At 72.6% G+C, this 20,906-nt stretch carries 20 protein-coding genes; 16 read left to right on the plus strand and 4 right to left on the minus strand.

Annotated elements, in window-relative coordinates:
• Nucleotides 1-128: 128 nt before the first annotated feature.
• Nucleotides 129-938 carry an NAD-dependent epimerase/dehydratase family protein gene (locus tag ABEA26_RS08480; protein WP_345590666.1) on the minus strand — a complete coding sequence of 270 codons (810 nt, stop codon included), beginning with the start codon at nt 936-938 and terminating at the stop codon, nt 129-131.
• A 204-nt stretch (nt 939-1,142) separates the two neighbouring features.
• On the opposite strand from ABEA26_RS08480, the gene ABEA26_RS08485 reads away from it, so the two are divergent.
• Nucleotides 1,143-2,114 (plus strand): 5-dehydro-4-deoxyglucarate dehydratase, encoded by a 972-nt coding sequence (locus ABEA26_RS08485; RefSeq protein ID WP_345590668.1) that lies wholly within the window; start codon nt 1,143-1,145, stop codon nt 2,112-2,114.
• Nucleotides 2,111-3,280 carry a hypothetical protein gene (locus tag ABEA26_RS08490; RefSeq protein ID WP_345590670.1) on the plus strand — a complete coding sequence of 390 codons (1,170 nt, stop codon included), beginning with the start codon at nt 2,111-2,113 and terminating at the stop codon, nt 3,278-3,280. Before ABEA26_RS08485 ends, ABEA26_RS08490 begins: the two co-directional genes overlap by 4 nt.
• A gap of 48 nt (nt 3,281-3,328) precedes the next feature.
• Here the strand turns inward: ABEA26_RS08490 and ABEA26_RS08495 are convergent, their stop codons facing one another.
• Entirely contained in the window at nt 3,329-3,595 is a 267-nt protein-coding gene (locus ABEA26_RS08495) for a hypothetical protein (RefSeq protein ID WP_345590672.1), read from the minus strand.
• Nucleotides 3,596-4,107: 512 nt separating this feature from the next.
• On the opposite strand from ABEA26_RS08495, the gene ABEA26_RS08500 reads away from it, so the two are divergent.
• From ABEA26_RS08500 to ABEA26_RS08565, 14 genes are all read left to right on the plus strand, one after another.
• Complete coding sequence (locus ABEA26_RS08500) at nt 4,108-4,776, plus strand: GntR family transcriptional regulator (RefSeq protein ID WP_345590674.1); 669 nt, start codon at nt 4,108-4,110, stop codon at nt 4,774-4,776.
• Complete coding sequence (locus tag ABEA26_RS08505; protein ID WP_345590676.1) at nt 4,773-5,681, plus strand: dihydrodipicolinate synthase family protein; 909 nt, start codon at nt 4,773-4,775, stop codon at nt 5,679-5,681. The genes ABEA26_RS08500 and ABEA26_RS08505 overlap by 4 nt, the downstream gene beginning before the upstream one ends.
• Nucleotides 5,678-7,462, plus strand: a complete 1,785-nt coding sequence (gene araD, locus ABEA26_RS08510; RefSeq protein ID WP_345590678.1) for an L-arabinonate dehydratase — start codon at nt 5,678-5,680, stop codon at nt 7,460-7,462. Before ABEA26_RS08505 ends, araD begins: the two co-directional genes overlap by 4 nt.
• 163 nt (nt 7,463-7,625) lie before the next feature.
• Nucleotides 7,626-8,561 carry a carbohydrate ABC transporter permease gene (locus tag ABEA26_RS08515; protein ID WP_345590679.1) on the plus strand — a complete coding sequence of 312 codons (936 nt, stop codon included), beginning with the start codon at nt 7,626-7,628 and terminating at the stop codon, nt 8,559-8,561.
• A complete protein-coding gene (locus ABEA26_RS08520) occupies nt 8,558-9,457 on the plus strand; it encodes a carbohydrate ABC transporter permease (RefSeq protein WP_425587799.1) in 900 nt (299 codons plus the stop codon). Before ABEA26_RS08515 ends, ABEA26_RS08520 begins: the two co-directional genes overlap by 4 nt.
• Nucleotides 9,454-10,611, plus strand: a complete 1,158-nt coding sequence (locus ABEA26_RS08525; protein WP_345590681.1) for a Gfo/Idh/MocA family protein — start codon at nt 9,454-9,456, stop codon at nt 10,609-10,611. The genes ABEA26_RS08520 and ABEA26_RS08525 overlap by 4 nt, the downstream gene beginning before the upstream one ends.
• Nucleotides 10,608-11,510 carry a DUF6807 domain-containing protein gene (locus ABEA26_RS08530; RefSeq protein ID WP_345590683.1) on the plus strand — a complete coding sequence of 301 codons (903 nt, stop codon included), beginning with the start codon at nt 10,608-10,610 and terminating at the stop codon, nt 11,508-11,510. The genes ABEA26_RS08525 and ABEA26_RS08530 overlap by 4 nt, the downstream gene beginning before the upstream one ends.
• A complete protein-coding gene (locus ABEA26_RS08535; protein WP_345590685.1) occupies nt 11,507-13,024 on the plus strand; it encodes a glycoside hydrolase family 43 protein in 1,518 nt (505 codons plus the stop codon). Before ABEA26_RS08530 ends, ABEA26_RS08535 begins: the two co-directional genes overlap by 4 nt.
• A 32-nt stretch (nt 13,025-13,056) precedes the next feature.
• Nucleotides 13,057-13,251, plus strand: coding sequence for a hypothetical protein (locus ABEA26_RS08540; RefSeq protein WP_345590686.1), 195 nt, complete (start codon nt 13,057-13,059; stop codon nt 13,249-13,251).
• Between the two features lie 110 nt (nt 13,252-13,361).
• Nucleotides 13,362-14,726: an ABC transporter substrate-binding protein gene (locus ABEA26_RS08545; RefSeq protein ID WP_345590687.1), complete on the plus strand. Its 1,365-nt coding sequence runs from the start codon at nt 13,362-13,364 to the stop codon at nt 14,724-14,726.
• 96 nt (nt 14,727-14,822) lie between these two features.
• The gene (locus ABEA26_RS08550; protein WP_345590688.1) at nt 14,823-15,620 is read left to right on the plus strand and encodes a rhamnogalacturonan acetylesterase; all 798 of its coding nucleotides are present in this window, start codon (nt 14,823-14,825) and stop codon (nt 15,618-15,620) included.
• A 37-nt stretch (nt 15,621-15,657) separates the two neighbouring features.
• Nucleotides 15,658-16,992, plus strand: a complete 1,335-nt coding sequence (locus ABEA26_RS08555) for a pectate lyase family protein (protein WP_345590689.1) — start codon at nt 15,658-15,660, stop codon at nt 16,990-16,992.
• Between the two features lie 82 nt (nt 16,993-17,074).
• The gene (locus ABEA26_RS08560) at nt 17,075-18,226 is read left to right on the plus strand and encodes a pectinesterase family protein (protein WP_345590690.1); all 1,152 of its coding nucleotides are present in this window, start codon (nt 17,075-17,077) and stop codon (nt 18,224-18,226) included.
• A complete protein-coding gene (locus ABEA26_RS08565; protein WP_345590691.1) occupies nt 18,210-19,322 on the plus strand; it encodes a dienelactone hydrolase family protein in 1,113 nt (370 codons plus the stop codon). Before ABEA26_RS08560 ends, ABEA26_RS08565 begins: the two co-directional genes overlap by 17 nt.
• Nucleotides 19,323-19,433: 111 nt before the next feature.
• Here ABEA26_RS08565 and ABEA26_RS08570 read toward each other — a convergent pair whose 3' ends face one another.
• The gene (locus ABEA26_RS08570; protein WP_345590693.1) at nt 19,434-20,306 is read right to left on the minus strand and encodes a hypothetical protein; all 873 of its coding nucleotides are present in this window, start codon (nt 20,304-20,306) and stop codon (nt 19,434-19,436) included.
• Nucleotides 20,303-20,866: a SigE family RNA polymerase sigma factor gene (locus ABEA26_RS08575; protein ID WP_345590695.1), complete on the minus strand. Its 564-nt coding sequence runs from the start codon at nt 20,864-20,866 to the stop codon at nt 20,303-20,305. The genes ABEA26_RS08570 and ABEA26_RS08575 overlap by 4 nt, the downstream gene beginning before the upstream one ends.
• Nucleotides 20,867-20,906: the final 40 nt, after the last annotated feature.

A 20,906-nucleotide genomic window follows, 5' to 3' on the forward strand; every position in this document is an offset into this window, starting at 1 on the left:
CCGTCGCGGACCAGGAAGGCAGCGGTGTGAAGGGTGGGAACGGGCAGTGCGGATGCCCGCATGCGGAGACGGGCGGGCCCGTTCGGTGCCCGCCCGCCTCCGTGATCGACTTGATCGACCGGTTCCGGTCAGTACGGCCAGATCGGGGGGTCGGTCACGAAGTGGCCGCCCAGGCGGGCGTGCGCCGGGTTGTCCGGGTCGAGGTCGCCCTGCTCGGCGAGGAGCTTGTCGGCGTACGGCTCGGAGTCGTCCTGCGGCGCGTAACCGAGCGCCCGCGCGGAGGTGAGATCCCACCACAGGCGGGTGTTGGCGGACGAGCCGTGGACGACGGTGTGCCCGACGTCCTCGGCGGTCAGGGCGGCGTGGAGGAGACGGGCGCCGTCGGCGGGGCTCATCCACACCGAGAGCATGCGCACGCTGGTCGGCTCGGGGAAGCAGGAGCCGATGCGGACGGACACGGTCTCCATGCCGTGCTTGTCCCAGTAGAGCTGGGCGAGGTCCTCGCCGAAGCACTTGGACAGGCCGTAGAAGGTGTCCGGGCGGCGCGGGGCGTCGACCGGGATGAGGGGGTCGTCCCCCTGGGGGCGCGGGGTGTAGCCGACGGCGTGGTTGGAGGAGGCGAAGACGATGCGTCGGACGCCTTCCTCGCGGGCGGCCTCGTAGAGGTTGTAGGTCCCCTCGATGTTGGCCTTCAGGATCTTCTCGAAGGACGCTTCCAGAGAGATGCCCGCGAGGTGGATGATCGCGTCGACGCCGCGGACCGCCTCGCGCACGGCCGCCCGGTCGGCGAGGTCGGCGACGATCGCGTCCGGTTCGCCCTCGATCGGGCGCAGGTCGAGCAGGCGCAGCTCGTAGCCGTGGTCGGGCAGCAACTCCCGCATCAGGGTGCCGAGGCCGCCGGCGGCGCCGGTGAGCAGGACGGTGCGGGGAGCGGGCATCCTCGGGACTCCTAGGTCTCCTGTTGGGTCTCCTGAATCGGCAACCGTACGTATGCGCGGCTGACGTTCATATGCGTGGACACGCTAAGGAACCGGTGGTCAGCCGTCAAGAGTCGGGCTTCTTGACGGTGCCGACCGGGCGGCTTAGCGTGGTCGCGTTCAGAAATATAGACGTCGATCATACATATGGAATGGGGAGCGCCCGTGACCTCAGCCCCTCTCGCCGCCCGGCTCACCGCACCCAGCGGTCCGCTGTTCTTCCCCGTCACGCCGTACGGCCCCGGCGGCGAGGTCGACCTCGACGTCTACCGCACCCATGTGCGCCGGGGCGTCGAGGCCGGAGCCGCCGCGGTGTTCGCCTGCTGCGGCACCGGCGAGTTCCACGCCCTGACCCCCGAGGAGTTCCAGGCCTGCGTGCGGGCGGCCGTCGAGGAGACCGCCGGGCGGGTGCCCGTCCTGGCGGGCGCGGGCTACGGCACCGCCCTCGCCGTGCGCTACGCCCGCCTCGCCGAGGAGGCCGGGGCCGACGGGCTGCTCGCCATGCCGCCGTACCTGGTGCTCGCCGGGCAGGAGGGACTGCTGAGGCACTACCGGGAGGTGGCCGCCGCGACCGCCCTGCCCGTGATCGTCTACCAGCGGGACAACGCCGTGTTCACTCCGGGCAGCGTGGCCGAACTGGCCCGCACGGACGGGATCATCGGCCTCAAGGACGGTCTCGGCGACCTCGACCTCATGCAGCGGACCATCAGCGCCGTGCGCACCGAGGTGCCCGGGGACGGTGAGGCGCCCGGAGGCGACGGCTTCCTCTACTTCAACGGGCTGCCGACCGCCGAACAGACCCAGCTCGCCTACCGCGCGCTCGGGGTCACCCTCTACTCCTCCGCAGCGTTCTGCTTCGCCCCCGAGATCGCCCTCGCCTTCCACCGGGCGCTCCGCTCGGACGACGGGGCCACCGTGCACCGCCTGCTGGACGGCTTCTACCGGCCGTTCGTCGAACTGCGCGCACAGGGCCGGGGGTACGCCGTCGCCCTGGTCAAGGCGGGGGTACGGTTGCGCGGGCTGGACGTGGGGGAGGTGCGGCCGCCGCTGCAGGAGCCGACCGAGGACCACGTGAAGCAGCTCGCCCAGCTGATCGAACGGGGCTACGCGCTGCTCGACGGGGAGGGCGGCGAGTGAAGGCGTCCGCGTTCGTCTACCCCTGGGACGTCAACGGCGACCCGGGAGCCCCGGAGTTCGTCGCGGGGCTCGGCGTCGAGCAGGTGACGCTCGCCGCCGCCTACCACTCCACCCGCGCCCTCACCCCCCGCCACCCGCGCCACCGTGTCGTCACCGCCGAGCACGCCGCCGTCCTCTACCCGCCGGACGCCACCCGCTGGGAGGGCCGTGAACCGCGCCCGTACGAGGCCGGTGACTGGGCGCCCGGCGACGCGTACGGCGAGGCCGCCGCAGCCCTCGCGGACGCGGGTCTTCAGGTGCACACCTGGGTCGTCCTCGCCCACAACTCCCGCCTCGGCGCCGAACAGCCGCACACCTCGGTCGTCAACGCCTACGGCGACCGCTACCCCTGGGCGCCCTGCGTCGCACAGCCCGCCACGCGCGCGTACCTCACCGACCTGGCCGCGGAGGCCGCGGTGCGGCCCGGAGCGCGCGGCACCGAGCTGGAGTCCCTCGGCTGGTACGGCCTCGCCCACCTGCACGCCCACGACAAGACCGGCGGGGTCGGCCTCGGGGACGCCGGGCAGTACCTGATGTCGCTGTGCTTCTGCCCCGACTGCCGGGCGGGCTACGGCGGACGGGGCCTCGACCCCGAGCGACTGGCCGCCGCCGTACGCGCCGCCCTGGAACCGGTGTGGCGGGGGTCGGCCCCGTCGGACGGCGGCTGGGTGGGCGTGGAGAAGCTGCTCGGCGAGGAGCCGGCGAACGCCACGCGCGCGTGGCGGGACGACACCGCCCGCACCCTCCAGGAGGCAACGGTCGCGGCCGTCCGCGCCGCCGCGCCCGAAGGCTTCCAGGTCCTGCTGCACGCCGACCCGGTGTCCTACCACTGCGGCGCCAACGCCGGCGTCGACCCCGCGCACATCCTGTCCGTCGCGGACGGCGTGGTCGTGCCCTGCACGGGAGGTCCCGGCCTGCTGACGCCGTTCGCCGAGCGGGCCCGCCCCGGGGCCGTCCTCGCCGCGAACCTCACCGTGGTCTCGGGCATGGGCGGCCGGCCGGACACCCTCGCGAAGGACGCGGCACGCGCGCGTGAACTGGGCGCCACGGAACTGCGGCTGTACCACGCGGGGCTGGCGTCGGACGGGGATCTGGAGGCGGTGCGGGCGGGACTCGCGGGGCGGTGAACGCGCCGCGGGGCGGGCCGGGGTTCGTGACCGCGCGTACCGGGCCGCTCACGCCGGGGCGGCGGCCGGCGGCGGCCCGGAGGCGGTGCCATCGGCGTTCGCCGACCGTCGGGCGAGCGGTACCGCCGGCGCCGGCGGAACGGCTCCCAGGGCGGGCAGCAGTATCCGGAAGTCGGTCGGTTCCACCAGGGCCGCGCCCAGGGCCGGTCCGGCCACGTCCGGTGTGAAGACCAGGGTGGTGGCCGTTGCCGTGACATGGCCCAGCCGCGTACCCGGCACCGCTCGCCGGACGGTGGTCAGGGAGGCGATCAGCACCGCCGGCAGCCCCGCGCCGATCGCCGCGCCGGACGCCGGTCACAGCGCCGAGGAACCGAAGCCGGACACCACCACCCCGGCGGGATACCGGCCGGCGTTGCGGTCGCGCAGGACGCGGGCCAGGGGTCAGGGCCGGCGCGTCGCCTTCCCCGGAGCCGTCGTTCTTTCCGTCATGCCTGGTCATCGTGGGCTCAAGGTACGGGGGCGGCGTCGGGCAGGCGCTCTATTCGTCAACGCGGACGCCGACGGGTTTCGCGGCCGCGATCGGTACACCTCCCGACGGAGCCGGCCACGGGTCCGGCGCAGAGGCCCGACCTCCTCGGCCAAGAAGCCCGGACTTCCTTTGTCCAAAGCATTGACGTGGCCCCGCGTCCCTCTTACCTTCAACGCGTCGTACTCCGTACGTCATATATGAGACGCGATACGCGAGATCGGATATCCGAGATCTGTCCGGAGACGGATGACGGATGTCCGGGGTCCGCGCATCCGACGCGAGATTTCGAGAGGCGCGCATGACCTCTGTGCCCACGCCGATCCCCTCCCGCACGCAGTACGTGCTGGAGGAGATCAAACGCCGCATCCTCACCGGCCGGCTGACGCCGGGCCAGGCCCTGGTCGAGACCGACCTCGCCGCACAGTTCGGGGTGTCCAAGACACCGGTGCGCGAGGCGCTCAAGACCCTGGCCGGCACCGGACTGGTCGTGATGAGCCAGTACAAGGGCGTCACGGTGCGCATGGTGGACGCGGACATGGCGCGCGAGGTCTACGACGTGCGGCTGCTCCTGGAGCCCGAGGCGCTGAGGCGCGCGGTGCGCCGCGAGGCCTCCCTGGAGGCCGCCCGGGACGCGCTGACCCGGGCCGACCGGGCCACGGACACGGCCGAACGGTCGCTGGCCAACCGGGAGTTCCACCGCGCCCTGTACGTGCCGTGCGGCAACCCGCTGCTCGGCCGGATGCTCGACGAGGTCCGCGACCAGGCGGCGCTCGTCTCCGCGGTCGCCTGGGCCGCCGACCCCTCCTGGGAACGGGAGGCCGGCGAGCACCAGGAGATCCTGCGTCTCGCCCTCGCCGGTGACGCGGACGGCGCGGCCCGCGCCCTGCACGCGCACATCGCGTCGTTCGTCGAACGGGCCTTCCCGGAAACGGGAGCACAGGCCCAGAAAGAGGACGGTCAGGCATGACAGCGACGTTCGAGTCCCAGCGGGCGGCCCTGGCCGACGTGGTGGCGATCCCGGTGACCCCGTTCGCCGAGGACGGCTCCGTCGACCCCGCCACCTACCGGGCCCTGCTGCGTCGTCTCCTCGACGGTGGCATCACGACCCTCACCCCCAACGGCAACACCGGCGAGTTCTACGCCCTCACCCCGGCCGAGCGCAGCCTCGTCACCGAGCTGACGATCGAGGAGGCCGGCGACCGCGCGGCCATCCTGGTGGGCGTCGGCCACGACGTGCCGACCGCGGTCGCCTCCGCCCGGCACGCCCGCGACCTGGGCGCCTCCATGGTGATGGTCCACCAGCCCGTCCACCCCTACGTCTCCCAGGGCGGCTGGGTCGACTACCACCGAGCCATCGCCGAGGCCGTGCCCGCGCTGGGCGTCGTCCCCTACATCCGCAACCCCCAGCTCAGCGGCGCTCGCCTCGCCGAACTCGCCGACGCCTGCCCCAACGTCGTCGGCGTGAAGTACGCCGTCCCGGACGCGGCCAAGTTCGCCGCCTTCGCCCGCGACGCCGGCCTCGACCGGTTCGTGTGGGTCGCGGGGCTGGCCGAGCCGTACGCCCCCTCGTACTTCTCCGCGGGCGCCACCGGCTTCACCTCGGGGCTGGTGAACGTCGCCCCGGCCGTCTCGCTGAACATGATCGAGGCGCTCCGGGCCGGCGACTACACGGCCGCCATGAAGGTCTGGGAGCAGATCCGCCGCTTCGAGGAGCTGCGCGCCGCCAACGGCTCGGCCAACAACGTCACCGTGGTCAAGGAGGCCCTCTCCTCGCTGGGCCTGTGCCGCAGGGAGGTCCGCCCGCCGAGCAAGCCGCTGCCCGAGAGCGAGCGCGCCGAGGTCGCCGCCATCGCCGCGGGGTGGTCGATATGACAGGCGCAACAGGCGCAACAGGCGCAACAGGCACGCCAGGCACACCCGGCGAGGCCGGCCACAGGCGCCCCGAGGAACTCCGCAGCCACCAGTGGTACGGCACCGACGGCCTGCGCTCCTTCAGCCACCGCGCCCGCACCCGCCAGCTCGGCTACCTGCCCGAGGAGCATCTCGGCAAGCCGGTCATCGCGATCCTCAACACCTGGTCCGACATCAACCCCTGCCACGTTCACCTGCGCGACCGCGCCCAGGCGGTCAAGCGGGGCGTCTGGCAGGCGGGTGGCTTCCCGCTGGAGTTCCCGGTCTCCACGCTCAGCGAGACCTTCCAGAAGCCGACCCCGATGCTCTACCGCAACCTGCTCGCCATGGAGACCGAGGAGCTGCTGCGCTCCTACCCGGTCGACGGCGCCGTGCTGATGGGCGGCTGCGACAAGTCCACGCCCGCGCTGCTCATGGGCGCCGCCAGCGCCGACCTGCCCGCCGTCTTCGTGCCCGCCGGGCCGATGCTCCCCGGCCACTGGCGCGGCGAGACCCTCGGCTCCGGTACCGACATGTGGAAGTACTGGGACGACAAGCGGGCCGGCCTCATCGGCGACTGCGAGATGCAGGAGCTGGAGAGCGGCCTGGCCCGCTCGCCCGGCCACTGCATGACGATGGGTACGGCGTCCACGCTGACCGCCGCCGCCGAGGCCCTCGGCGTCACGGTCCCGGGCGCCTCCAGCATCCCGGCCGTCGACTCCGGTCACGACCGGATGGCGGCGGCGGCGGGCCTGCGCATCGTCGAACTGGTCCACAAGGACCGCAGGCTGAGCGACATCCTCACCGCGGACGCCTTCGAGGACGCCGTCACCACGGTCCTCGGCCTCGGCGGCTCCACCAACGCGGTCATCCACCTCATCGCCATGGCGGGGCGCGCGGGCGTCACCCTCACCCTCGACGACTTCGACCGCGTCGCCCGCACGGTCCCGGTGCTGGCCAACGTCCGCCCCGGCGGACAGACGTACCTGATGGAGGACTTCCACTTCGCCGGCGGCCTGCCCGGATTCCTCTCCCGCATCCCGGACCTGCTCCACCTGGACCGGCCCACGGTGTCGCACGACACGATGCGTGAACAGCTCGAGGGCGCCCTCGTCCACCACGACGACGTCATCCGCCCCCGCGACAACCCGGTCGCGAACGAGGGCGGGGTCGCCGTCCTGCGCGGCAACCTCTGCCCCGACGGCGCCGTCATCAAGCACATCTCCGCCGAGCCGCACCTGCTCAAGCACACCGGGCCCGCGGTCGTCTTCGACGACTACCGGACCATGCAGCGCACCATCAACGACCCTGCCCTGGACATCACCGCCGACAGCGTGCTGGTGCTGCGCAACGCCGGACCCAAGGGCGGGCCGGGCATGCCCGAGTACGGGATGCTGCCCATCCCCGACCACCTGCTCAAGCAGGGCGTACGGGACATGGTCCGGATCTCCGACGCCCGGATGAGCGGCACGAGTTACGGCGCGTGCGTGCTGCACGTGGCGCCCGAGTCGTACGTCGGCGGGCCGCTGGCCCTGGTCCGCACGGGCGACTCGATCACCCTCGACGTCGAGGCCCGTTCCCTCCGGCTCAACGTGGACGACGAGGAGCTGGAGCGCCGCCGGGCGCGGTGGACACCGCCGCCGGCGCGGTACGAGCGCGGCTACGGCGCGCTCTACAACGAACAGATCACCCAGGCCGACACCGGCTGCGACTTCGAGTTCCTGGCCCGTCCGGGCAAGGTGAGCGACCCGTACGCCGGCTGAACCGCCGGCGGGTCCGCGCACACCTCTGCCCGTGGAGAAAGCGCTTCCCGAAAGATCCACGTACGACCCGCGCGCAATCGTCGCAAGAGACGCACAAGATCGAAGCAAGCAGAAGCAAGCACACGCAAGACCCATGCACGACGCACCAGAACGGAGAACTGTCATGGCCCAAGCCGCAGCCGTGGCGAAACCGCCCACGCCACCCCGGCGGCGCCGTGCCTCCGCGACGCCGCGCAGGCTCCCGTACCTGCTGATCGGACCGGCCGCCCTGCTGATGCTGGGCTTCATCGCCTACCCGGTCATCAGCGTCTTCTACTACAGCCTGCAGGAGTACAACCCCACCAAGCCGTGGCGGAACGGCTACGCGGGCTTCGACAACTTCGTCAAGATCTTCACCGACGACCCCATCTTCTGGGACACGCTCGTCTTCAGCGCCCAGTGGGTCTTCGTCGAGGTCGGACTGCAACTGCTCTTCGGCCTGGCACTGGCGCTCATCGTCAACCAGACCTTCGTGGGCCGGGGTATCGGGCGCGCCCTGGTCTTCTCCCCGTGGGCCGTCTCCGGCGTGCTGACCTCCGCGATCTGGGTGCTGCTCTACAACTCCCAGACCGGCATCACCCGCTACCTCGCCGACATGGGCATCGGCGACTACGGCACCAGTTGGCTGTCGGACACCTCGACCGTGTTCTCCGCGGTGGTCGTCGCCGACCTGTGGCGTGGCGTGCCCTTCTTCGCGATCCTCATCCTCGCCGACCTCCAGTCCGTCTCCAAGGACCTGTACGAGGCCGCCGAGGTCGACGGGGCGAGCCGCTTCAAGCAGTTCTGGCACATCACGCTGCCGCACCTGAAGGACGCCATCATCCTGTCCACGCTGCTGCGCGCGGTGTGGGAGTTCAACAACGTCGACCTGCTCTACACCCTGACCGGCGGCGGACCGGCGGGAGCGACCACCACACTGCCGCTGTACATAGCCAACACCAGCGTCGACGCCCACGACTTCGGTTACGCGTCGGCCCTCACCACGGTCGCGTTCGTGATCCTGCTCTTCTGCTCGATCGTCTACCTGCGGCTGAGCAAGTTCGGAGGCGAGAACAAGTGATCACCAAGGAGGCCACCGCGCCCGCCCCCGTGCCCGCGCGGGCCGACCACGAACCGCCGCGGCCGGCGAAGAAGCGCCGCCCCGCCTGGGACGAGGTCCCCCGCTGGCAGATCTACCTGCCGCTCGGCATCTACCTCGTCTTCACGCTGATCCCGTTCTACTGGATCCTGCTCTTCGCGCTGCGCCCGGCCGGCTCGACCTCGCTCGTGCCCTGGCCGATGACCTTCGACCACTTCGAGAAGGTGTGGACCGACCGAAGCTTCGGCACCTACTTCGAGAACAGCGTGTACGTCGGGCTCGCGACCCTGGTGATGACCACGCTCGTCGCCCTGGCCGGCGGCTACGCCCTCGCCCGGTTCGACTTCAAGATCAAGCGGGTCTTCATGCTCGCCTTGCTCTGTTCCCAGTTCGTGCCCGGTGCACTCCTGCTGGTCCCGCTCTTCGAGATCTTCGCCGAGCTTCAGCTGATCAACTCCCTCGGCAGCGTCATCATCGCCGAGACGGTCTTCCAGCTGCCGCTGTCGATCATCCTGATCAGCAACTTCATCAAGAACGTGCCGTACACCCTGGAGGAGGCAGCCTGGGTCGACGGCTGCGGACGGATGCGGGCCTTCCTGGTCGTCGTCCTGCCACTGCTGCGGCCCGGCCTGATCGCCGTCGGCTCCTTCGCCTTCGTGCACTCCTGGAACCACTTCCTGTTCGCCCTGATGTTCCTCAACAACCAGGACATGCAGACCATCCCGGTCGGCCTCAACACCCTGATGAGCGCGGACAGCGTCGACCTCGGCGCGCTCGCCGCCGGCGGCATCATCGCGGCCGTGCCCGTGGTGATCGTCTTCGCCTTCATCCAGAAGTGGCTGATCACCGGCTTCAGCGCGGGGGCGGTCAAGGGATGAGCCGGATTCCCGTCGTCCTCGCCGGCGCCCGCGGCCACGGCCGCTGGCACGTCGCCAACATCCGCCGCCTGGAGCGGGCGGGACTGGTCCGGCTGGCCGGCATCTGCGAGCTGACGCCGCTCACCGAACAGGAGGCCGGAGGGGAGATCCCCGCGCAGTCCGCCGACTTCGGCGCCCTGCTCGACTCCACCGGCGCCCGCATCGCCGTGATCTGCACGCCGATCCCCACCCACACCGACCTCGCGCTGACCGCCGCCCGCCGGGGTGTCCATCTGCTCCTCGAGAAGCCTCCGGCACCGTCGTACGCCGAGTTCCGCCGGATGGCCGACGGGGTCGCCGAGGCCGGCGTCGCCTGCCAGGTCGGGTTCCAGTCGATGGGTTCGCATGCCGTGCCCGCCATCCGAGAGCTGGTCGCCTCGGGCGCGGTCGGCGAGGTGACGGGCATCGGCGGGGCCGGCGCCTGGGTGCGCGACGAGGCCTACTTCCGCCGGGCGCCCTGGTCGGGCCGGCGGCGGCTGGACGGCGCCGACGTGATCGACGGGGCGCTGACCAACCCCCTCGCGCACGCCGTCGCCACCGCCCTCGCTCTCGGCGGCTCCACCCGCGCCGAGGACGTCGTCGGCATCGAGACCGAGCTGAGCCACGCCAACGACATCGAGGCCGACGACACGTCCTGCGTGCGGATCACCACCGCGCGCGGGCACCGGGTCACCGTCGCGGCGACCCTGTGCGCCGAGCGGGCCGACGAGCCGTACGTCCTGCTGCACGGCAGCAGCGGCCGCATCACCTTCTGGTACAAGCAGGACCGCGTCCTGCTCCAGCGCGGCGGCCACGGACCCGAGGAGTACCACCACGACCGCACCGACCTGCTGGAGAACCTGGTCGCGCACCTCACCACCGGCGCCGCGCTGCTGGTCCCGCCGGACGAGACGGGCGCCTTCATGCGGGTCGTGGAGGCGATCCGCCTGGCCCCCGACCCCGACCGGCTGCCCGACGCGGCCTGGCATCACGTCCCCGGCGAGAGGCGGCGCGTGGTCCCCGGCATCGACGGCCTCGTGGCCGCCGCCGCCGACACCCTGTCCCTCTACTCCGAACTGGGCGCGCCCTGGGCGCCGCGCACCGAGCACCCGCTGAACGAGGTGAGCACCCGATGACCGGCGACGACCTGGTGCTGCGCGTGGCGGGCCGCCCCGTCGGCCGGTACGTCACCCGGCCCGAACTGCCGGCCCGGCTCTCCCCGCGCCCCTGTCTGCACCCCGTCACCACCCTGGCCGGCACGGCCGTGACCGAGTTCAGCCCTGCCGACCACCTCCATCACCTCGGCGTCGGTGTCGCCGTTCCCGACGTCGAGGGTCACAACTTCTGGGGCGGGCGCACCTACGTCCGCGACCAGGGGCCGACCGAGCTCGACAACCACGGCGCCCAGCGGCACATCGCCTTCCAGCTCCGCGACCCCGACGGCTTCGTCGAGGAGCTGCGCTGGGTCGCCGCCGGCACCGAGCTGCTGCGCGAGCGCCGCACCGTCGCCGCCACCGAACTCACCGCCACCCGGCCCTCCGTCACCCAGGCCTCCGCCACCCGGCCCTCCGCCACGGGCCCCGCCGTCGCCGCCTGGGCGCTGGACTTCACCTTCTCCCTCACCAACATCACCCCGGACCCGCTCACCATCGGCAGCCCCGCCACCAACGGACGCCCCGGCGCGGCCTACGGCGGCTTCTTCTGGCGCGCCCGCAAGGAGAGCACGGCGCCCCGGGTCTTCACCGCCGACCGCGAGGGCGAGCGGGAGGTCCACGGCACCCGCGCCGACTGGCTCGCCCTGACCGGCGACACCTGGTCGCTGGTGTTCGCCGGGGCCACGGAGCGGACCCGGCGCGACCCGTGGTTCGTCCGCACCGGGGAGTACCCGGGCGTCGGTTCCTCCCTGGCACACGACGGGCGGCTGGCGATCGCCCCCGGCGACACCGTCGTCCGCCGGATCGTCACCGTCGTCGCCGACGGCCGCCTCGACGCCGAAGGCGCCACCACCCTCGTACGAAAGGCGGTGAGCCCGTGACTCCCGAGAGCGCGGAGACGTACACCAACCCCGTCCTGAACGCCGACTGGTCCGACCCGGACGTCGTCCGCGTCGGCGACGACTTCTACCTGACCGCCTCCAGCTTCGGCCGCGCCCCGGGCCTGCCGCTCCTGCACTCCCGCGACCTGGTCAACTGGAGCCTGGTCGGGCACGCCCTGCCCCGGCTGGAACCGGCCAAGGCGTACGCGGCGCCCCACCAGGACCGCGGCGTCTGGGCCCCGTCCCTGCGCCACCACGCGGGCCGCTTCTGGATCTTCTGGGGCGATCCCGACCACGGGATCTTCCAGGTCAACGCCCCCGACATCCGGGGCCCGTGGACCGCGCCCCACCTGGTGAAGGCCGGCAAGGGCCTGATCGACCCCTGCCCCCTGTGGGACGAGGAGAGCGGCGAGGCCTACCTCGCGCACGCCTGGGCCAGGTCCCGCTCCGGGATCAAGAACCGCCTCACCGGCCACCGCATGCGCCCCGACGGCACCGGACTCCTCGACGAGGGCAAGGTGATCGTCGACGGCGACCGCCTCCCCGGCTGGTTCACCCTGGAGGGACCCAAGCTCTACCGGCACGACGGCTGGTTCTGGATCCTGGCACCCGCCGGGAGCGTGGAGACCGGCTGGCAGGGCGCTTTCCGCTCCCGCGGCTTCTTCGGGCCGTACGAGGAGAAGGTCGTCCTCGAGCAGAGGGACACCGACGTCAACGGCCCCCACCAGGGGGGCTGGGTGCGCACGGCGTCCGGCGAGGACTGGTTCCTGCACTTCCAGGATCGCGGGGCGTACGGGAGGGTGGTCCACCTCCAGCCGATGACATGGGGCACGGGCGGCTGGCCGGTGCTGGGCGACGACGGCGCCCCGGTCGCCGAGCACACCCGCCCCGCCCTGCCCCCGCAGCCGCCCGCCGGGCCCGCGACCGACGACGACTTCCCCGGCGGACGATTCGGCCGCCAGTGGTCGTGGGCGGCCAACCCCCGCGACGGCTGGGCCACCCAGCACTCCGGGGACGGGCTGCGGCTCGCCTGTGTACGCTCGGCCGACGCGCACGACCTGCGCGTGCAGCCGAACGTGCTCACTCAGCGGCTGCCCGGCGATCCGGCGGTCGTCGAGGTGGAGCTCCGTCTGGACGGCGAGGAGCCGGGCGCGCGGGCCGGGCTGGCTGTGCTCGGCGACGCCTACCGGTGGATCGGTCTTGAGCGTGGCGCCGACGGGACGGTGGAGCTGGTGAACCGGTTCGCCGAGTCCGTCGCCGAGGCCGAGCGGGACGCCGACCGTCCCCGCCCCGCGCCCGAGGGACGGGTCCGGCTGCGGATCGAGGCCGGCCCCGGGGCACGCTGCCGCTTCTCCTACGACCTCGGTGACGGCCCGCGCCCCACCGGCCAGGTCTTCGCCGCCACCCCGTGGGGCTGGATCGGCGCCCAACTCGGCCTGTTCGCGCTCGCGCCCGCCGGTCAGGGACAGGCCGGCGCGGCCATCTTCACGCGGTTCCGGATCGGACCGCTGTAACCCACCCTGTCCGTACGCCTGTTGGAGACGCAATGACGCACCTCCGTAGCAAGCGCCCGCCGGGATCCGGGGCCGGCGGGACGCCGGCCGGCGGTACCGCCACAACCACCACCGGCGGCGCGGGCGGCGAGGTCGCCACCGTCACCGACCGGACCACGTCGGCGCCTGCCGTTGCGGCGCCGGTCGTGCCGCGCTCCGGGCCGCAGGAGCAGCCCGGCGTCCGCTGACTCACCGCCCCCACGTGTGCGGCACGTGCAGCACTTCGTTCGAGCGCTTTGTTCCACTCTATTCCGATTCGCTCCACCGCCCGTTGGATCCAGAAGAAGAGAGCCGACCAATGAAGATCAGCAATCGCAGCAGCAGAAGCGCAGGCGGGCGCCGGACCTCCGCCGCCATCGCCCTGGGGGCGGTGCTCGCGCTGACCGCCACCGCCTGTGGTGACGACGGCAGCGGGGCGGGCGGCGACAAGGGCGCCGAGGGCAGCGGCAAGGGGAAGATCACCTTCTGGGACAACAACGGCGGTATCCGTACGGCCGTCTGGAAGGAGATCATCGCCGACTTCGAGAAGGCGAACCCGGACATCGACGTGCAGTACGTCGGGATCGCCGCCACCGAGTACCAGTCCAAGGTCGACACCGCCATCCAGGGCGGCGGCCTGCCGGACGTCGGCGGCGTCGGCGCGGCGATGCTCGCCGGGTTCTCGGCGCAGAACGCCCTGGAGCCGCTGGACGACCGGCTCGCCAAGTCCTCCCTGAGCGGCAAGCTCAACAAGGACATGGTCGAGTCCCTGAGCGCGGCCGGCGGCGGCGACGGCACCCTGTACTCGGTGCCGACCTCCGCGAACAACGGCGTCCTCTACTACCGCACCGACCTGTTCGAGAAGGCCGGCCTGGACGCGCCGACGACGTGGGCCAAGTTCTACGAGGCCGCCGAGAAGCTCACCAACGAGGACAAGAACGAGTTCGGCTACACCATCCGCGGCGGCTCCGGCTCCATCGCCCAGGCGCTCGACGCGATGTACGGGCAGTCCGGCATCACCTCCTTCTGGGACGCCGGCAAGAAGAAGACCACCGTCAACGACCCGAAGAACGTCGAGGCGCTGGAGAAGTACGCGGCCCTCTACAAGAAGGTCACGCCGGCCGCCGACGTCAACAACGACTTCGCCAAGATGACGGCCCAGTGGGACACCGGCACGATCGGCATGCTCAACCACAACCTGGGCTCCTACCAGGACCACGTGAAGGCGCTCGGCGTCGAGAAGTTCCGCGGCATCCCGCAGCCGGTCGGCTCCTCCGGCAAGCGCGTGCAGGTGTCCAACCCGGTCGACGGGCTCGGCGTGTTCAAGAGCTCGAAGAACAAGGAGGCCGCCTGGAAGTTCATCGAGTTCGCCACCGCGCAGGAGCAGAACTCGAAGTTCAACGAGTCGGCCGGACAGGTGCCCTCCAACACCGAGGCCGCGAAGGACGAGTGGATCCAGAAGGCCGAGCCCACGAAGCTCGCGGCCGAGGCGCTGAACGACGGGTCCACGACCATCGTCCAGCTGCCGTACTACCTGCCGGACTGGAACACGCTGTCCAAGTCGGAGAGCGAGCCGGCGTTCCAGAAGGTGCTGCTCGGCGAGATGAGCGCGAAGGACTTCCTGGACGACCTGGCCGAGAAGATCAACGAGGCACAGACCGAGTGGACCGAGCAGATGGGTTAGTCGTCCGTTCCCGAAGCCGCCGTGGGGCGCTCCGCGGTCCGCGGGACGCGGACCGCCCCCGGTCGGCCCCTCACCTCTGACGAAAGGTGTGCCGGCGTGTCCGTCACCCGAAGACAGGTCACCGTCGCCGTCGCCGCCGCCCCCCTGGCGTTCGCCGCCACCGGCACCGCCCGGGCCGGCGGGCGCCGTCACCGCACCCTCTACATCGCCGGCGACTCCACCGCCGCGCGGAAGTACGCCGACGCCGCGCCCGAGACGGGGTGGGGCATGGCACTGCCGTTCTTCCTCCGCAAGGACCTCGACGTCGCCAACCACGCCGTGAACGGGCGGAGTTCCAAGAGCTTCGTCGACGAGGGACGGCTCGACGCCGTCCTGGACGCGATCCGGCCCGGGGACCACCTCCTCGTCCAGTTCGCGCACAACGACGAGAAGGAAGCGGACCCCACCCGCTACACAGAGCCCTGGACGACGTACCAGGACCATCTGCGGCTGTACGTCGACGGGGCGCGGGCCCGCGGGGCGCGGCCGGTGCTGGTCACGCCCGTCGAGCGGCGGCGGTTCGACGCCGAGGGCGACGCGGTGCCCAGCCACGGGGAGTACCCGGCGGCCATGCGGGCGCTCGCCCGCCAGGAGGGCGTGGCGCTGCTCGACGTACAGGCGCTGTCGCTCGCGCTGTGGCAGCGGATCGGCGTGGAGGGGACCAAGGCGTACTTCAACTGGACCGCCACCGAGCAGGACAACACCCACTTCAATCCGTCCGGCGCGATCGCGGTCGCCCGGCTCGTCGCGCGGGAGCTGCTGCGCACGCGGGTACTGGCGCGCCGGGACGTGCGCCGGCTGGACGAGGAGATCCCCGAGTCCTGGATCAGCTGGCCTGCACCGGCCACCGCGTAACACCACATCGACCCCCGACCAAAGGGAGAGCCGCACCATGAGCACACAGAGATGGCATGGGCACGCCACGAGCAGAGTTGCCGCGCTCGCCGGCTGCACCGCCCTCGTGCTGACCCTGACCGCCGCCACCGCCCAGGCCCGCCCCGGCCACCACCACCCCCGCGACACCGCCCGGCAGACCCTGCCGGCGAACGACGGCTGGGCCGCCCACGGAACCGGCACCACCGGCGGGTCCGCCGCCGACGCGGAGCACGTGTACACCGTCTCCACCTGGGCCGAGTTCAGGGCCGCGCTCGACGCCGACGGCGACGCCCCGCGGATCATCAAGGTGAGGGGCACGATCGACGCCGTCTCCGAGGGCTGCGAGGCCTTCGCCGCGCCCGGCTACGACTTCGACGCCTACCTGGAGAAGTACGCCCCCGAGAGCTGGGGCATGGAGACCGACCTGAGCGACGAGCCCGACGCCAGCCCCGAGGGTCTGCGCCGCGCCTCCGCCGCCCGGCAGGACCAGGCGATCAAGGCGGACATCCCCGCCGACACCACGATCATCGGCGTCGGGCGGAACGCCGGAATCAAGGGCGCCAGCCTGCAGATCAAGGGCGTGGACAACGTCATCGTCCGCAACCTGACACTCGAGAGCCCCGTGGACTGCTTCCCGCAGTGGGACCCCACCGACGGCGACAAGGGCAACTGGAACTCCGAGTACGACAGCGCCGTCGTCCACGGGTCGACGCACGTCTGGCTCGACCACAACACCTTCACCGACGGCGAGCACCCCGACAGCGAGGCGCCCACCCACTTCGGCATGCTGTACCAGCAGCACGACGGCCAGCTCGACATCGTGAAGGGCGCCGACCACGTCACCGCCTCCTGGAACGTCTTCACCGAGCACGACAAGACGATCCTGATCGGCAACAGCGACAGCGAGTCCACCGCCGCCGGTGACCGCGGCCATCTGAGGGCGACCTTCCACCACAACCTGTTCGAGGGCCTCGTGGAGCGGGCGCCCCGGGTGCGATTCGGACAGGTCGACGTCTACAACAACCACTTCGTGGCGGGCGAGGGCTACTCCTACAGCTTCGGCGTCGGCAAGGAGTCCCAGCTCGTCGCCGAGCACAACGCCTTCACCCTGCCGCGCGGTGTCAGCCCCGCGAAGGTGCTGAAGCGCTGGAACGACTCGCCGGTCACCGCCGCGCACAACCGCGTCAACGGCCGCTCCGTCGACCTGATCGCCGCGCACAACGCGGAGAACCCGGACACGCCCCTGCGCTCCGGCGCGGGCTGGACGCCCACCCTGCGCACCAAGGTCCTCCCGGCCTGGGCGGTCCCCTTCGTCGTCGACCACGGCGCGGGCGCCGGCCGCCTGCGCTGAAGCCCGCCCCCGAACCGAGGGCCGGGGCGCCCGCACCGCCCCGGCCCTCTCACCTCGCCCCGCACCGTGAAGGAGCTCCGGCATGCACCGACCCGCCCTGTCCCGCAGAGGCTTCCTCCTGACGACCGCCGGCGCGGGCGCCGCCCTCGGCCTCGCGGCGGGCCCCGCCGTCGCCGGCAGCCGACCGAGCCCGGACCCGCACCGGCGCCCCCACCCGCGTCCGTTCGGCCGGTACGGCTCACCGGACGCCCGCCGCACCCCGAAGACCCTGTACGTCGACCCGCACGGCCGCGGCGACTTCACCTCCGTCCAGGCCGCCGTGACCGCCGCCGAGGGCAACGGCTGGACACTCGTCCTCGCCCCCGGCACCTACCGCGAGACGGTCTCCGTCGACGCCGACCGCACCGGGGCGACCTGGATCGGCGCCTCCGCGGACCCCCGCGACACCGTCATCGTCCACGACAACGCGGCCGGCACCCCCAGACCGGACGGCTCCGGCACGTACGGCACCAGCGGCTCCGCCACCACCACCGTGCGAGCCGACGGCTTCACCGCCCACCGGATCACCTTCGCCAACGACTGGCTGCGCGCTGACCACCCCGAGGTCACCGGCACCCAGGCCGTCGCCATCAAGGTCCAGGGCGACCGCTCGGCGTTCCACCACTGCCGCTTCCTCGGCCACCAGGACACCCTGTACGCCGACACCCGCGACCTCGGCCTCTTCGCCCGCCAGTACTACGCCCACTGCTACGTCGAGGGCGACGTCGACTTCGTCTTCGGCCGGGCGACGGCCGTGTACGAACGCTGCCACTTCCGCACCCTGGTCCGCACCGACCTGTCCGGCGCCCCCCACGGCTTCGTGTTCGCCCCGTCCACGGCGGGCGCCAACCCGCGCGGCTACCTCGTCACCCGCGGCCGGATCAGCAGCGAGGCCCCCGACCGCTACTACAAGCTCGCCCGCCCCTGGGTGCCCAGCTCCGACACCACCGCCCGGCCGATGCTCACCGTGCGCGAGACCCACCTCGGCGCGGGCATCGACGCGGTCCAGCCCTACGCCAACATGCGGGACGCGCACCCCTGGCAGGAGCAGCGCTTCCGTGAGTACCGCAACACCGGCCCCGGTGCCGCGATCACCGTCCCCGGGAACCGGCCGCGGCTCACCCGCGCCGAGGCCGCGTCGCACACCCGGGAGGCATACCTCGGCGACTGGCGGCCGTATGCCCGCCATCGGTGACGTTTCCGGTGACCTGCCCGACGGCCCGGCCCGTGCCCTGCCCGGCTTCCACCCGGCGCTCAAGGACGAACTGACCTTCCCGCTGGCCTGGGGCACCTCGCCGGTCAGGGACTTCGAGGCGTGGCGGCGGACGGCCCGCGCGACGGTCGAGGAACACCTGCTCGTCGACCGGCAGGACGCCACGCCGTACGCCCCGCGGTCCACCGCCCGCTCGGACGGCGACGGCTGCACACGCGAACTGGTCACCCTCTCCCTCACCCGCTACGGGCGGGTCCGCGGCGCCCTGCTCACCCCGCACGGGTCCGGACCCTTCCCGGCCGTCCTGCTCCTGCACGACCACGGCTCCCGGTTCGACATCGGCAAGGAGAAAGTGGTCCGGCCCTGGTACGACGACTCCCGGCTCGCCGCTGCCCAGGAGTGGGCCGACCGGCACTTCGACGGGCGCTTCCTCGGCGACGAACTGGCCCGGCGCGGGTACGTGGTGTTCTGTACGGACGCTCTGGGGTGGGGCGACCGCGAACCGCTCACCTACACCCGGCAACAGGCCCTGGCCGGCAACCTCTTCCACCTCGGCAGTTCCCTCGCCGGGCTGCTGGCCCGCGAGGACGAGCGCGCCGCCGGCTTCCTCGCCTCCCTCGACCGCGTGGACGCCCGGCGCATCGCGGCCGTCGGCTTCTCCATGGGCGGCTACCGCGCCTGGCAGACCGCCGCCCTCAGCGACCACGTCGCCGCCGCGGTGAGCGTGTGCTGGATGACCGGCCTGAAGGAGATGATGGTGCCCGGCAACAACTCCCTGCGCGGGCAGTCGGCGTTCCACATGCTGCACCCCGGACTCGCCCGGTACCTCGACATCCCCGACGTGGCGAGCATCGCCGCGCCCAGGCCGATGCTGTTCCTCGGCGGAGAGCGGGACCGCCTGTTCACCGCCGAGGGCGTCCGCGCCGCGCACGCGAGGCTGCGCGCCGTCTGGCGGTCCCGAGGCGCCGCCGACCGGTTGCGCGCCGAGACCTGGCCGGACGTCGGACACGCGTTCCCGGCGCGCATGCAGGACGAGGCCTTCGCATGGCTGGGGTCGGTCACCCCGGCACCGGCCTGACCGACTCCGGGCCGGCCCGCCGGCGGGGGCGTTCGACGGGCCGGCCGAGGGGGCCAGGGGAGGTCGTCCGGGCCTTGCCGGGGTCGCGGGGCCTGTGCGTTCGGACTTCTTTCAGGAACCGCCGTCGCGGGGCGCGAAGTCGCCCTTCACCGTCAGTCGTCCGGACCCGGCGGTGGCCGTCGCGGAGTAGCGGTCGCCGCCCGCGTCCCGGCCGCCGCGCTCGTGGTCGTACTGGCCGGCGAACATCCACTCGCCCGCCGGGACCGTACGGCCCTGCTTGAGCTTCCACCGGTGGACGAGGAAACCGTCCCGCTCCTCGACGGTGAGCGTGAAGTCGTCCTCCGGCAGAGACCGCCAGGCGCCGGTGGAGGCGACCCCGCCGGTCTGCGCCACCCTGAGCTCCACGGTGAGCGCGGTCAGCGGCTCGCCGGTCTTGAGGGTGATGTTGCTCTGGGCCCAGAAGTCGTTGCTGTGCGGGTCCACGGAGCCGTCCGACCACAGCGGGCCGTCCTCGACGGCCCAGGCGGGTGGTTCGGTGGTGCCGGCCCCGGCCCCGGTGCCGGGCGCGGTCGGTTGCCGGGAGGACGCGGAGGTGTCCGGGGCCTTCTCCGACTCGGGCGCGGTGCTCGGCGTCGGGTCGGCCGGCGGGGCGGGCGCCCGGGTCGTGGTGCCGTCCGGGGACGGTGCGGGGGTCGGCGAGGTGGCGACCGAGCGCTGCGGGGGAGCGTCGTCCTTGACCGCGGACGCGACCGCGTAGCCGCCGACAGCCAGGACTCCCGCCACCGCGGCCGTGGCACCGGCCACCCGGGCCCAGCCCAGCAGCGGCGGACGGGTCGCCCGGTGGTGCCCGGCGCGGTCCTGGCCCCGGCCCGCCATACCGCGCTCGACCCTGGCCAGGACGCGCGCCCGGTCGGGCTCGTGTGCTCCGGCCGCCTCACGCAGCCGGGCGCGCAGCTCCTCGTCCCGGTCCCGCTGCCCGGTCATCGGTTCCCTCCCGGGGTCTCGCTGCGCGCGATCACCGCGCGCATCTGCTTCGGGGCCGCCCGGGTGCCGAGCAACCGCTGCAGTTCGGCCATTCCCTTCGACGTCTGGCTCTTGACCGTACCCACCGAGACGCCCAGGGCGAGCGCCGTGTCCTTCTCGGAGAGGTCGAACGCGTGCCGCAGCACCACGCACGCCCGCTTGCGGAACGGCAGTCGGCGCAGCGCCTCCTGGACGTCCACCACACCCGGGACGTCCGGGTTCTCCGTCTTCTCCTCGCGCTGCGACCAGAACAGGGCGATCCGTCTGCGCTCGCGCACGGCCGTGCGGATACGGGTGCGGGCGAGGTTGGCGACGACACCGCGCGCGTACGCCGCCGGGTGGTCGGCCGCGCGGACCCGGTCCCAGCGGTGCCACAGGGCCAGCAGGGCGTCCGCCGCGAGGTCGTCGGCGGCGTCCGGCTCGCCGGTCAGCAGGTGGGCGAGCCGGGAGAGTTCGGCGTAGTGGCGCTCGAAGAAGGCGTGGAACTCCGCCGAGGCGGCGTCGTCGACGACTGTCCCCACGGGCGGATTCTCCTCGCAGCGGCTTCCCCGGCGTCGAACA

The sequence above is a fragment of the Streptomyces marokkonensis genome (assembly GCF_039539045.1).
GTDB classification, from domain to species: Bacteria; Actinomycetota; Actinomycetes; order Streptomycetales; family Streptomycetaceae; genus Streptomyces; species Streptomyces marokkonensis.